At 58.0% G+C, this 13,635-nt stretch carries 12 protein-coding genes; all 12 read left to right on the top strand.

Features of this window, described 5'->3' with window-relative positions; translation table 11 throughout:
• Genes AWT75_RS01350 through nuoN form a run of 12 tightly spaced genes read left to right on the top strand, consistent with a single transcriptional unit; the run spans position 1 to position 13,622 of the window.
• Positions 1-597 (top strand): NADH-quinone oxidoreductase subunit C, encoded by a 597-nt coding sequence (locus tag AWT75_RS01350; protein ID WP_062786415.1) that lies wholly within the window; start codon positions 1-3, stop codon positions 595-597.
• The gene (locus AWT75_RS01345) at positions 590-1,843 is read left to right on the top strand and encodes an NADH-quinone oxidoreductase subunit D (RefSeq protein ID WP_045847649.1); all 1,254 of its coding nucleotides are present in this window, start codon (positions 590-592) and stop codon (positions 1,841-1,843) included. The genes AWT75_RS01350 and AWT75_RS01345 overlap by 8 nt, the downstream gene beginning before the upstream one ends.
• On the top strand, positions 1,843-2,343 hold the full coding sequence (gene nuoE, locus AWT75_RS01340; protein ID WP_045847648.1) for an NADH-quinone oxidoreductase subunit NuoE: 501 nt from the start codon (positions 1,843-1,845) through the stop codon (positions 2,341-2,343). Before AWT75_RS01345 ends, nuoE begins: the two co-directional genes overlap by 1 nt.
• Complete coding sequence (nuoF, locus tag AWT75_RS01335) at positions 2,343-3,638, top strand: NADH-quinone oxidoreductase subunit NuoF (protein ID WP_045847647.1); 1,296 nt, start codon at positions 2,343-2,345, stop codon at positions 3,636-3,638. Before nuoE ends, nuoF begins: the two co-directional genes overlap by 1 nt.
• 3 nt (positions 3,639-3,641) lie before the next feature.
• Complete coding sequence (nuoG, locus tag AWT75_RS01330) at positions 3,642-5,996, top strand: NADH-quinone oxidoreductase subunit NuoG (protein ID WP_062786411.1); 2,355 nt, start codon at positions 3,642-3,644, stop codon at positions 5,994-5,996.
• Between the two features lie 3 nt (positions 5,997-5,999).
• Positions 6,000-7,046 carry an NADH-quinone oxidoreductase subunit NuoH gene (gene nuoH, locus AWT75_RS01325; protein WP_045847645.1) on the top strand — a complete coding sequence of 349 codons (1,047 nt, stop codon included), beginning with the start codon at positions 6,000-6,002 and terminating at the stop codon, positions 7,044-7,046.
• A 26-nt stretch (positions 7,047-7,072) separates the two neighbouring features.
• Positions 7,073-7,552, top strand: a complete 480-nt coding sequence (gene nuoI, locus AWT75_RS01320) for an NADH-quinone oxidoreductase subunit NuoI (protein ID WP_197077215.1) — start codon at positions 7,073-7,075, stop codon at positions 7,550-7,552.
• A 9-nt stretch (positions 7,553-7,561) separates the two neighbouring features.
• Entirely contained in the window at positions 7,562-8,206 is a 645-nt protein-coding gene (locus AWT75_RS01315) for an NADH-quinone oxidoreductase subunit J (protein WP_062786408.1), read from the top strand.
• 26 nt (positions 8,207-8,232) lie between these two features.
• The gene (nuoK, locus tag AWT75_RS01310; RefSeq protein ID WP_045847642.1) at positions 8,233-8,538 is read left to right on the top strand and encodes an NADH-quinone oxidoreductase subunit NuoK; all 306 of its coding nucleotides are present in this window, start codon (positions 8,233-8,235) and stop codon (positions 8,536-8,538) included.
• Positions 8,539-8,573: 35 nt separating this feature from the next.
• Positions 8,574-10,604, top strand: coding sequence for an NADH-quinone oxidoreductase subunit L (gene nuoL, locus AWT75_RS01305; protein WP_062786405.1), 2,031 nt, complete (start codon positions 8,574-8,576; stop codon positions 10,602-10,604).
• A 43-nt stretch (positions 10,605-10,647) separates the two neighbouring features.
• The gene (locus tag AWT75_RS01300; RefSeq protein WP_045847640.1) at positions 10,648-12,144 is read left to right on the top strand and encodes an NADH-quinone oxidoreductase subunit M; all 1,497 of its coding nucleotides are present in this window, start codon (positions 10,648-10,650) and stop codon (positions 12,142-12,144) included.
• Positions 12,145-12,167: 23 nt separating this feature from the next.
• On the top strand, positions 12,168-13,622 hold the full coding sequence (gene nuoN, locus AWT75_RS01295) for an NADH-quinone oxidoreductase subunit NuoN (RefSeq protein WP_062786401.1): 1,455 nt from the start codon (positions 12,168-12,170) through the stop codon (positions 13,620-13,622).
• The last annotated feature ends 13 nt before the right edge of the window (positions 13,623-13,635 follow it).

The raw sequence follows: 13,635 nt of genomic DNA, 5'->3' as shown, positions 1-13,635 counted from the left end.
ATGGCCTCCAAGAAAATGGAAGCACTGGGATCGGTCGTCGAGCGTGTGCTGGGCGACAAGCTTGTTTCAAGCACGCTGGCCCTCGATGAACTGACCATCGTCTGCAAGGCGGCAGATCTGACCGACGTGGCCACCACGCTGCGTGATCATGCCGAACTTTCCTTCGAACAACTGATCGACCTGTGCGGTATGGACTACAGTGCCTACCGTGACGAGCCGTGGGATGGCCCGCGCTTTGCTGCCGTCTATCACCTGCTGTCACTCAAGCACAATGTCCGTATCCGTCTGCGCGTGTTTGCCGAAGATGACAGCTTCCCGCTGCTCGCCTCGGTCAACCCCATCTGGAATGCGGCCAACTGGTTCGAACGTGAAGCGTTCGACCTGTACGGCATCGTGTTTGAAGGTCATCCCGACCTGCGTCGCATCCTGACCGACTATGGCTTTGTCGGCCATCCGTTCCGCAAGGATTTCCCGCTGTCCGGTCACGTTGAAATGCGTTACGACCCGACCCAGCAGCGCGTGATCTACCAGCCGGTCACCATCGAACCGCGCGAAATCACTCCGCGCATCATTCGTGAGGAGAACTACGGTGGCTGAGATCCGTAACTACACGCTGAACTTTGGTCCTCAGCACCCGGCAGCCCACGGCGTATTGCGTCTGGTGCTGGAGCTGGACGGCGAAGTGATCCAGCGTGCCGACCCGCACATTGGCCTGCTGCACCGCGGTACCGAGAAACTGGCTGAAAGCAAGACTTTCATCCAGTCCTTGCCGTATATGGACCGTCTCGACTACGTATCCATGATGTGCAACGAGCACGCCTACTGCCTGGCCATCGAAAAGCTGCTGCAAATCGAAGTGCCGCTGCGTGCGCAATACATCCGTGTGATGTTTGCTGAAATCACCCGTATCCTGAACCACCTGCTGTGGATTGGCGCTCACGCCATCGACATCGGCGCCATGACCATGTTCCTGTACGCTTTCCGTGAGCGTGAGGACCTGATGGACTGCTACGAAGCCGTGTCCGGTGCCCGTATGCATGCCGCCTACTTCCGCCCGGGTGGCGTATACCGTGATCTGCCGGACTCCATGCCGCAGTACACCGTATCCAAGATCAAGAACGCCAAGGAGCTGGCGCGCCTGAACGAAGGCCGCAAGGGTTCCATGCTGGACTTCATCGACGATTTCACCAAGCGTTTCCCGACTTACGTAGACGAATACGAAACCCTGCTGACCGATAACCGTATCTGGAAGCAGCGTACCGTAGACATCGGCGTGGTCAGCCCGGAACGTGCCAAAAACCTGGGTTTCTCCGGCCCGATGCTGCGTGGTTCCGGCATCGAGTGGGATCTGCGCAAGAAGCAGCCCTACGACGTATACGACCGTCTGGACTTCGATATCCCGGTGGGCAAGAAGGGTGACAGCTACGACCGTTACCTGGTCCGCGTGGAAGAAATGCGCCAGTCCAACCGCATCATCCAGCAATGTGTGGCATGGCTGCGTGACAATCCCGGCCCGGTCATCACCGACAACCATAAAGTGGCTCCGCCTTCCCGCGAAGGCATGAAGTCGAATATGGAAGACCTGATTCACCACTTCAAGCTGTTTACCGAAGGCATGCATGTGCCTGAAGGTGAAGCCTACGCGGCTGTAGAACATCCGAAGGGTGAGTTCGGTATCTATCTGGTATCCGACGGTGCCAACAAACCGTACCGACTGAAAATCCGTGCCCCGGGTTTTGCCCATCTGGCAGCCCTGAATGAAATGGCAACGGGTCACATGATTGCCGACGTGGTGGCCATCATCGGTACCCAGGATATCGTGTTTGGGGAGATTGACCGCTAATGCTATCCGCACAATCACTCGCCGCCATCGACCGCGAAGTCGCCAAGTATCCGGCTGACCAGGCTCGTTCGGCGGTTATGGGCGCGCTGCGCATTGCCCTGGTGGAGCGTCGGGAAACCGGCAAGACACCGGAAGAGCGCTGCCTGAATACCGAGGTGATCGAATTCGTTGCCAACTACCTGAATATCGCTCCGGTAGCTGCTTACGAAGTCGCCACCTTCTACAACATGTACGACATGAAGCCGGTGGGCAAGTACAAGATTACCGTTTGTACCAACCTGCCCTGTGCCCTGTCCGGTGGCGTGAATGCTGCCGAGTACATCTCCAAGAAGCTTGGCATCGCCATTGGCGAAACCAGTGCTGACGGCAAGTACACCTTGCTGGAAGGGGAGTGCATGGGTGCCTGCGGCGATGCGCCGGTCTTGCTGGTGAACAACCACAAGATGTGCAGCTTCATGACGCCCGAAGCAATCGACAAGAAACTGGCGGAGCTGAACTGATGGCAATCTTCGTCAATGGTGTGATTTTCGACGGCGTGGACACCTCTGCGCAGGACTGCTGGAAGCTGGAGGCCTACGTGGCCCGTGGCGGCTACCAGGCCCTGCGTCGCATCATCGAATCCAAGATGCCGCAAGAGGATGTGATCGCCGAAGTGAAAAATTCCGGTCTGCGCGGCCGTGGCGGTGCGGGCTTCCCCACCGGCCTGAAGTGGAGCTTCATGCCGCGCTCTTTCCCGGGCGACAAATACGTGGTGTGCAACACCGACGAGGGTGAACCGGGTACTTTCAAGGACCGCGACATCCTGCGTTTCAATCCGCATGCGCTGATCGAAGGCATGATCATCGCCGGCTACGCCATGGGTACCAAGGCTGGCTACAACTACATCCACGGTGAAATCTTCGAAGAGTACGAACTGTTCGAAGCAGCACTGGATGAAGCCCGTCAGGCTGGTTTCCTGGGCAAGAACATTCTCGGCAGCGACTTCAGCTTCGATCTGTTCGCCCACCATGGTTATGGTGCCTACATCTGCGGTGAAGAAACCGCGCTGCTCGAATCGCTGGAAGGCAAAAAAGGCCAGCCGCGCTTCAAGCCGCCGTTCCCGGCCAGCTTCGGCCTGTACGGCAAGCCGACCACCATCAACAACACCGAGTCCTTCGCCTCCGTGCCTTTCATCATTCGTGATGGTGCACAGAAGTTCCTGGAAGCGGGCAAGCCGAACAATGGCGGTACCAAGCTGTTCTCGGTATCCGGTCACGTGAATCGTCCGGGCAATTACGAGATTCCGCTGGGCACCCCGTTCTCGGTACTGCTGGAAATGGCAGGCGGCATGCGTGATGGCAAGAAGCTGAAGGCAGTGATTCCGGGTGGTTCGTCCGCTCCGGTATTGCCCGGCGATGTCATGATGCAATGCACGATGGACTACGACAGCATCTCCAAGGCCGGCTCCATGCTGGGTTCTGGGGCTGTCATCGTGATGAATGAAGATGTGTGCATGGTGAAGGCGCTGGAGCGTCTGGCCTACTTCTATCACGAAGAGTCCTGCGGCCAGTGTACGCCGTGCCGCGAAGGCACCGGCTGGCTGTACAAGGTGATCCATCGCATCGCCAACGGCGAAGGCCGTCCGGGTGATCTGGAGCTCCTGGATTCGGTAGGCAATAACATGGCCGGCCGTACCATCTGTGCACTGGCAGATGCTGCCGTGTTCCCGGTTCGCAGTTTCACCAAGCACTTCCGCAATGAGTTCGAGTATCTGATCGAACACAAGAAGCCCTTGGTGGACCACAAATGGTGTTGAGCGATGCTTGAAATCGAAATCGACGGTAAAAAACTGACTGTCCCGCAAGGCAGTACCGTGATGGATGCCGCCCATTCCGTGGGTACGCACATCCCTCACTTCTGCTACCACAAGAAACTGTCCATCGCTGCCAACTGCCGCATGTGTCTGGTTGAAGTGGAAAAGGCACCCAAGCCGCTGCCCGCCTGCGCTACGCCGGTGACCGACGGCATGAAGGTGCATACCCATTCCGACCTGGCCAAGAAGGCACAAGCCGGCGTGATGGAATTCCTGCTGATCAACCACCCGCTGGATTGCCCGATCTGCGATCAGGGCGGCGAGTGCCAGCTGCAGGATCTGGCCGTGGGCTATGGCAACTCCACCTCGCGCTATCAGGAAGAAAAGCGCACTGTGGTGGCCAAGGACATGGGCCCGCTGGTATCGGCTGAAGAAATGGCGCGTTGCATCCACTGCACCCGCTGCGTGCGCTTCACCGAAGAAATCGGCGGTTTCCAGGAAATCGGCATGGCTAACCGTAGCGAATTCTCGGAAATCATGCCCTACCTGGGCAAGACCGTTAATTCGGAAATCTCCGGTAACGTCATCGACCTCTGCCCGGTTGGCGCGCTGACATCCAAGCCTTTCCGCTACACCACCCGTGCCTGGGAGCTGTCCCGCCGCAAGTCGGTCAGCCCGCACGATGGTCTGGGTTCCAACCTGATCGTTCAGGTGAAATCCAACGAAGTAATGCGTGTACTGCCGCTGGAAAATGAAGCCATCAACGAATGCTGGATCGCCGACCGCGACCGCTTCTCGTATGAGGGCCTGAATTCGGCCGAGCGTCTGCAAAAGCCGATGATCAAGTTTGACGGCAAGTGGCACGAAACCGACTGGGAAACCGCTCTGGCCTACGTGGTCAAGGGCCTGAACGGCGTATCCGCCGATCACGGCAAGGATGCCATCGGCTTCCTCACCAGTCCGCACTCCACTACCGAAGAACTGTATCTGGCACAAAAGCTGGCTCGCAGCTTTGGTGTGAACAACATCGACTACCGTCTGCGTCGTAGCGACTTCTCGGCCGATGCCGCCCAGCAAGGCGCGCAATGGCTGGGTTCCAGCATTGTCGAGCTGACCACGGCCAAGTCCATCCTGGTGGTGGGCAGCACGCAGCGCAAGGAACAGCCGCTGCTGGCTTCCCGCCTGCGTCAGGCGGTGAAGAAGGGCAGTGCGCTCAACGTCATCCACGTGACTGACGATGCGCTGCTGACCGCAGTCAATGCCAAGCTGATCGTATCGCCGCTGGCGCTGGTTAACGCGCTGGCCCAGGTGCTGAAGGCTGTGGTTGAGCTCAAGTCTGCTCAAACCGCCGTTGATCTGGCTGCTGTTACTGTTGGTGCCGAGGCACAAGCTATTGCCGCCAGCCTGAGTGGTGCCGAATCGGCTGCCATCGTGCTGGGCAATGTGGCGCAGCACCATCCTGCCTTCGCCCAACTGCTGAAGCTGGCACAGGAAATCTCCGCGCTGACCGGCGCACGTTTCGGCCTGCTGGCTGAAGCTGCCAACAGCACCGGTGCTGAACTGGTTGGTGCCTTGCCGCACCGCGCCGCCTTTGGTGCTGCGGCCACTGCAGGTCTGAACGCTGCTGCAATGATTGCCGCGCCGCGCAAGGCTTACTTCCTGCTCAACACCGAAGTCGAGTCCGACAGCTACAATCCGCAAGCTGCGGTAGCCGCCATGAAACAGGCCGCCACCGTGATTGCGCTGACCGCCTACAAGGGCGCAGGCCTGCTGGATTACGCTGACGTGCTGTTGCCGATCGCGCCGTTCTCCGAGACCGCCGGTTCCTTCGTCAACATGGAAGGCAAGCTGCAGTCCTTCAACGGCGTAGTGCGTCCGCTAGGCGAAACCCGTCCGGCCTGGAAGGTGCTTCGTGTACTGGGCAATATGCTGGGCCTGACCGGCTTCGAGCAGAACAGTGCTGAAGAAGTCCGTGCCGAATTGCTGGCCAAGGGTTCCATCGAATCCTCCCTCAGCAATGCACTGGGCGATGTGGCCATCAATGCAGCCGTGACCACCGGTCTGGTGCGCATTGGCGAAGTGCCGCTGTACCAGGCTGATGCCATCTGCCGCCGTGCGCCGTCCTTGCAGAAGACTGCGGATGCAGCTGCGCCGGTTGCCTCCGCGCACTCCAGCGTGCTGGCCAGCCTGAATGTGGCGGCCGGTTCCCAGGCCGTGTTGCGTCAGGGTAGTGGCGAGCTGAAGGTGCTGGTTGAAGCCGACGACAGTCTGCCGGCTGATACGGTGCGCCTGGCAACAGCTCACCCGCTGACTGCTGGTCTGGGTGGCATGTTCGATTCCATCGCGCTTTCACAGGGGTAAAACATGGAGTTCTTGCAAAGCATTCTCGGTAATGAAGCGGGGCTCACGGTGTGGACCCTGCTGAAAATCATCGCCATCGTGGCACCGATGATGATTACCGTCGCTTATCTGACCTACGCCGAGCGCAAGGTCATTGGCTACATGCAGATCCGTATCGGCCCTAACCGGGTTGGTCCGCTGGGCCTGCTGCAGCCGCTGGCTGACGGCCTGAAGCTGCTGATGAAGGAAATCATCCTGCCGACGCAGTCCAGCAAGGGCTTGTTCCTGCTGGCTCCGGTGCTGGCCATCGGCCCGGCACTGGCGGCCTGGGCTGTGGTTCCCTTCAGCGACACGCTGGTTCTGGCCAACATCAACGCGTCCTTGCTGTACATCCTGGCGCTGTCCTCGATTGGTGTTTACGGCATCATCGTGGCCGGCTGGGCTGGTAACTCCAAGTACTCCTTCCTTGGTGCCATGCGCTCTGCCGCACAGATCGTTTCTTACGAACTGGCGATGGGCTTCGCACTGGTTGGCGTTCTGATGGTGTCCAGCAGCCTGAACCTGGTTGACATCGTCAAGCAGCAGGCACATGGCATGGCAGGTGGTTCGCTGTTCTCCTGGAACTGGTTGCCGCTGTTCCCGCTGTTCATCGTCTACCTGATCTCCGGTGTGGCCGAAACCAACCGTGCTCCGTTTGACGTGGCCGAAGGTGAATCCGAAATCGTGGCCGGTTTCCACGTGGAATACTCCGGCATGGCATTCGCCGTATTCTTCCTCGCCGAATACGCCAACATGATTCTGGTTTCCGCCCTGACTTCCATCCTGTTCCTGGGTGGCTGGCTATCGCCCTTCCCGGCAAGCTGGGGCCTGCTGGGTGCTGGTGGCTTCTTCTGGCTGGCTGCGAAGATGGCGTTTGTGCTGTTCTGCTTCCTGTGGTTCCGCGCGACATTCCCGCGTTATCGCTACGACCAGATCATGCGTCTGGGCTGGAAGGTGTTCATTCCGGTTACCCTGGTGTGGATCCTGGTCCTGGGTATCTGGATGATGACCCCGCTGTCGCTGTGGAACTGAGGGGATAGGTAAAGAACATGGATACGATTCGCAACTTTTTCAAAACCTTCCTGCTGGTGGAACTGGTCAAGGGCCTGATGCTGACCGGGCGTTATTTCTTTGCCCGCAAGATCACCGTCCAGTTCCCGGAAGAGAAGACGCCGATCTCCCCGCGCTTCCGCGGCCTGCATGCGCAGCGTCGCTACGCCAACGGTGAAGAGCGTTGCATTGCCTGTAAGTTGTGCGAGGCGGTGTGCCCGGCAATGGCGATCTCGATCGAGTCGGAACAGCGTGAAGACGGCACCCGCCGTACTTCCCGTTACGACATCGACCTGACCAAGTGCATCTTCTGCGGTTTCTGCGAAGAGGCATGCCCGGTCGACGCCATCGTCGAAACGCACATCTTCGAATACCACGGTGAAAAACGTGGCGACCTCTACTACACCAAGCCGATGCTGTTGGCGGTGGGTGACAAGTATGAGGCCGAAATCGCTGCCAACAAGGCAGCCGATGCCAAGTACCGTTAAGGGGGCCTCATGAGCATGACTACGGTTATTTTCTACATCCTGTCCGCCATTCTGCTGTTTGCGGCGGTTCGGGTGGTCACTGCCAAGAACCCGGTACACGCCGTGCTGTATCTGGTACTGGCCTTCTTCACCAGCTCCGGACACTGGCTGCTGCTGCAGTCCGAGTTCCTGGCCATTACCCTGGTACTGGTTTATGTGGGCGCGGTGATGGTGCTGTTCCTGTTTGTGGTGATGATGCTGGACATCAATATCGAGCAATTGCGTGAGGGTTTCTGGCGCAATTTCCCGGTGGCGGCCACTGTCGGCCTCATCATGGCTTTCGAAATGGTACTGATCCTGACCAACCCGCATACCGGCCTGGCTGATTACAAAGCCGGTGCCGCACTGGCCGCCGATGCCAGCAATGTGAAGGTACTGGGTCGTCAGCTGTACACCACCTACCTGCTGCCGTTCGAGCTGGCTGCGGTTGTGCTGCTGGTGGCCATGGTGGCTGCCATCGGTCTGACCCAGCGTAGCCGCAAGGATACCAAGGTGGTGGATGCCGGCGATCAGATCAAGGTTCGCAGTCAGGACCGTGTACGCATCGTGAAGATGCAAGCCGAGAAAAATGTGGAAGCGGCCGATACTGCCGAGTCCGGTGAGCAACAGGCCTGACGGCCGAACAACATAAGGGAGGAAATGTGCTGACACTAACTCACTTCCTGGTGCTGGCCGCAATCCTGTTTGCCATCAGCGTGCTGGGGATTTTCCTGAACCGGAAGAACCTGATCGTGCTGTTGATGGCCATCGAACTGATGCTGCTGGCAGTGAATTTCAATTTCATTGCCTTCTCGCATTACCTGTCCGATACAGCAGGCCAGATTTTCGTGTTCTTCATCCTGACGGTAGCAGCGGCAGAATCCGCCATTGGCTTGGCCATTCTGGTGGTGCTGTTCCGCAATATGCGGACCATCAACGTTGAAGACCTGGGCAGCCTCAAGGGCTAAGGCAAACCGGTTACCAAACTACAAAGCACACAAGCATGGATATGAAAAGCTTATACCTGCTGATAGCGCTCTCACCTCTGGTGGGGTCCATCATTGCAGGCTTGTTTGGATGGGCAATCGGCCGCCGCGCTTCCCACGTCGTGACCATTCTCGGCGTGGCAGTCTCGGCAGCCCTGTCCTTCAAGGTACTTTATGCCTTCCTCACGGGGCAGGCTGAAGTTTTCAATGCGCCGGTCTACACCTGGCTGACGGTAGGGGGCTATGAGTTCTCCGTCGGCTTCCTGGTGGACTCGCTGACAGCAATGATGCTGGTCGTGGTGACCTTCGTGTCGCTGATGGTGCATGTCTACACCATCGGTTACATGCAGGAAGACCCGGGCTATCAGCGCTTCTTCAGCTACATCTCGCTGTTTACCTTCTCGATGCTGATGCTGGTGATGAGCAACAACTTCATCCAGCTGTTCTTCGGTTGGGAAGCAGTGGGCCTGGTGTCCTACCTCTTGATCGGCTTCTGGTTCAAGCGTCCGACCGCCATTTATGCCAACCTCAAGGCATTCCTGGTTAACCGCGTGGGTGACTTCGGTTTCCTGCTGGGTATCGGTCTGGTACTGGCCTACTTCGGTGGCTCGCTGAACTACAGCGATGTATTCGCTGCGGCTCCGGCACTGGCACACAAGACCATCCAGATCATCCCGGGTTGTGAGTGGTCGCTGCTGACCGTCACCTGCATCCTGCTGTTCATCGGCGCGATGGGTAAGTCGGCACAGTTCCCGCTGCACGTGTGGCTGCCGGATTCGATGGAAGGCCCGACCCCGATCTCCGCGCTGATTCACGCGGCGACCATGGTGACTGCCGGTATCTTCATGGTATCGCGCATGAGCCCGCTGTTTGAAATGTCGGATACTGCGCTGAACGTGGTGCTGGTGGCTGGTTCCATCACCGCCCTGTTCATGGGCTTCCTTGGCATCGTGCAGAACGACATCAAGCGTGTGGTGGCTTACTCCACGCTGTCGCAGCTGGGTTACATGACCGTTGCGCTGGGCGTTTCCGCCTACCCGGTGGCCATGTTCCACGTGATGACCCACGCATTCTTCAAGGCCTTGCTGTTCCTTGGCGCCGGTTCCGTCATCATGGGCATGCACCATGACCAGGACATGCGCAATATGGGTGGCCTGCGCAAGTACATGCCGATTACTTGGCTGACTTCGCTGCTGGGTTCGCTGGCGCTGATCGGTACTCCGTTCTTCTCCGGCTTCTACTCCAAGGACTCCATCATCGAAGCGGTACAGCTGTCGCATCTGCCGGCAGCCGGTTTTGCCTACTTCGCGGTGATTGCCGGTGTATTCGTGACGGCCTTCTACTCCTTCCGCATGTACTTCCTGGTCTTCCATGGCAAGGAACGCTGGATGGAGAAAAAGGACGACCATCATCATGGTCATGACGATCACGACCACCATCATGGCCTGGGTCCGAACGACAAGCCGCATGAGTCGCCGTGGGTAGTGACCCTGCCGCTGGTATTGCTGGCCATTCCGTCGGTGCTGGTGGGCTTCTTCGCCATCGAGCCGCTGCTGTACGGTTCCTTCTTCAAGGGCGTGATCACCATCAACAGTGAAGCACACCCGGCGCTGGAAGAACTGGCTCACGAATTCCACGGCTCTGTTGCCATGGGCGTTCACGCATTCACTTCGCTGCCCTTCCTGCTGGCCCTGGCCGGTGTGGTGACTGCCTGGTTCTTTTACATGAAGGCGCCGCAGATTCCGGCTGCCATCAAGCAGAAGTTCAGCTTCGTGAACCAGATTCTGGAAAACAAGTACTACCTGGACGAACTGTATTTCGCAGTCTTTGCCAAGGGCTCCCGTGCTCTGGGTACCTTCTTCTGGAAGGTGGGCGACATGCTGCTGATCGACGGCCTGGTGGTGAATGGTGCAGCCAAGCTGGTGGGAACCTTCTCCAGAGTGGTACGCAAGCTGCAGACCGGCTTCATCTACAGTTATGCCACGACCATGATCATTGGCGTGCTGGCTCTGATGACGCTGTGGTTCTCGCAGATCATCCTGCGCTAAGGCCCAGACCTCTGGAATTGGAATAACTACTTAGGTTTTGACTATGTTCACAAATCAGTTAAGTCTGGTGATCTGGGCCCCGATCGTGGCCGGGTTGCTGGTACTGGCTACGGGAGGAGACCAACGGGCCACCTTGGCTCGCTGGGTCGCCGTAGCCGGTGCCCTGATCGGTTTTCTGTTGTCCCTGCCGTTGTTTACCGGCTTTGACAACCTGAACGGCGGCATGCAGTTCGAGGAAGTAAAGCCGTGGATTGCCTCCTTCGGCATCCAGTACCATCTGGGTGTTGACGGCATTTCCATGCTGTTTGTCATCCTCAACAGCTTCACCACCCTGATGGTGGTGCTGGCTGGCTGGGAAGTCATCAAGAAGCGCCAGTCGCAGTACATGGCCGCTTTCCTGATCATGTCCGGCCTGATCAACGGTGCCTTTGCCGCGCTGGATGCCATCCTGTTCTATGTCTTCTTTGAAGGCATGCTGATTCCGATGTACCTGATCATCGGTGTCTGGGGTGGTCCGCGTCGTGTGTATGCATCCTTCAAGTTCTTCCTGTACACCCTGCTCGGTTCGCTGCTGATGCTGGTTGCCTTGATCTACCTGTACTTCCAGGCTGGCAAGACTTTCGACATCCAGGCCTTCCAGGCAATTGCCAAGATTCCGCTGCACGTACAGATCCTGCTGTTCATCGCCTTCTTCCTGTCGTTCGCCGTGAAGGTGCCGATGTGGCCGGTGCACACCTGGTTGCCGGATGCCCACGTGGAAGCGCCGACTGGTGGTTCCATGGTGCTGGCAGCCATCACCCTGAAGATTGGTGCTTACGGCTTCCTGCGGTTTGCCCTGCCCATCCTGCCGGATGCCGCACGTGAACTGTCGTGGATCATGGTTGCCCTGTCGCTGGTGGCCGTGGTGTACATCGGTCTGGTGGCGCTGGTGCAAACCGACATGAAGAAACTGGTGGCTTACTCCTCCATTTCCCACATGGGTTTTGTCACCCTGGGCATGTTCATGTTCACCGGTTCGCATCTGAACCAGTGGGCGGTTGAAGGCGCGCTGGTACAGATGGTGTCGCACGGTTTCGTTTCCGCCGGCATGTTCTTCTGTATCGGTGTGATGTACGACCGCGTGCACAGCCGCAACATCGCCGACTACGGTGGTGTTGCCAACAAGATGCCGATCTTTGCTGCCTTCATGATGCTGTTTGCCATGGCCAACTCCGGTCTGCCGGCGACTTCCGGTTTTGCCGGTGAGTTCATGGTGATCATGGGTGCGGTACAGGTGAACTTCTGGTACGCCGCGCTGGCCGCAACCACCCTGATCTTCGGTGCTGCTTACACACTGTGGATGTACAAGCGGGTGATCTTTGGCGAGGTGAGCAATCACCATGTTGAAGAAATGGCTGACGTGAACAAACGCGAGTTCCTGGTGCTGGTCGTTCTGGCCATTGCGGTGCTGGGCATGGGTCTGTATCCGCAAGGCTTCGTCGAGAAGATGCACCTGTCGGTAAATGACCTGATTGCGCATGTTGCGCAGACCAAGCTCTAAGCTAAGGCCATAAGGAAAACATAATGAATTGGGCTGATCTGAACCTGATGCCTGCATTGCCCGAACTGTTCATGTCCGGGGCAATTCTGGTCATCCTCATGCTCGATGCCTTTATTTCGGACGCAAAGCGCGGCATGCATTACGGCCTCGCCTTGCTGACGTTGGCAGTCTGTGCCGTGTTGCAGGTGCAAACCTACCCGGTGGTGCCGGTACATACCTTCTCTGGCATGTTTGTCAGCGATGCACTGTCCAGTCTGGTAAAACTGGCCATGTACGGCAGTACCGCCATCGTGCTGGTATACAGCCGTCAGTACATTGCTGACCGCGGCCTGCTGCGCGGCGAGTTCTTCTCCCTGGCACTGTTTGCTCTGCTGGGCATGAACTTCATGGTATCTGCTTCCAGCTTCGTGTCGCTGTACATGGGTCTGGAACTGCTGTCGCTGTCGCTGTATTCGCTGATCGCGCTGCAACGCGACTCGGTGAAGGCAACCGAGTCGGCCATGAAGTACTTCGTGCTTGGTGCACTGGCTTCCGGTTTGCTGTTGTACGGTATTTCCATGATTTACGGTGCCACTGGCACGCTGGATCTGGCGCTGGTTGCCAAGGCAATCAAGGCGCATACCGCCAACGACATGCTGCTGGTATTTGGCCTGGTGTTCATCGTGGCTGGTTTGTGCTTCAAGCTGGGTGCCGTTCCGTTCCACATGTGGGTACCGGACGTTTACCAAGGCTCGGCAACAGCCGTTACCCTGATGGTGGGTGGTGCGCCGAAGCTGGCTGCGTTTGTCTTTGTACTGCGCATCCTGGTGCAAGGCCTGGAAGCCATGGTCGCCGACTGGCAGGCCATGCTGGCTCTGGTGGCTGTGCTGTCGATGGCAATCGGTAACATCACTGCCATTGCACAAACCAACATCAAGCGCATGCTGGCTTACTCCACCATCTCCCATATGGGCTTCCTGCTGCTGGGCCTGTTGGCTGGAACCCCGGATGGCTACGCCGCTGCCCTGTTCTACGCCCTGATCTACGTGCTGATGTCCATGGTCAGCTTCGGTATCCTGCTGGGCCTGTCCCGTGCCGGTTTCGAATGCGAAACCCTGGACGACCTGAAGGGCCTGAACAGCCGCAACAGCTGGTATGCACTGCTGATGCTGCTGACCATGTTCTCCATGGCCGGTGTTCCGCCGCTGGCTGGCTTCTATGCCAAGTTCGCCGTGATCAAGGCCATTGCAGACATCCATCTGTACTGGCTGGCCGTGGTGTCCGTGATGATGTCGCTGATTGGTGCCTTCTACTACCTGCGTGTAGTGAAGAACATCTACTTCGACGAAGCACAGGATACTTCCGCCATCGTGATGCGTGCCGACATGAAGCTGGTGCTGTCGTTGAATGCCATTGCGCTGCTGGTACTGGGCGTAGTGCCGGAACGTGTGATCGTGCTGTGCATGCAAGCGATGAAGCAATCGCTGGCAGCCATCTAAGCGAAAGCCCTGC

It is taken from the genome of Aquitalea pelogenes (genome assembly GCF_001515305.1).
GTDB classification, from domain to species: Bacteria; Pseudomonadota; Gammaproteobacteria; order Burkholderiales; family Chromobacteriaceae; genus Aquitalea; species Aquitalea pelogenes.
Note: the sequence above shows the minus strand (reverse complement) of the source record. Positions and strands in the feature narration are given on the sequence as shown.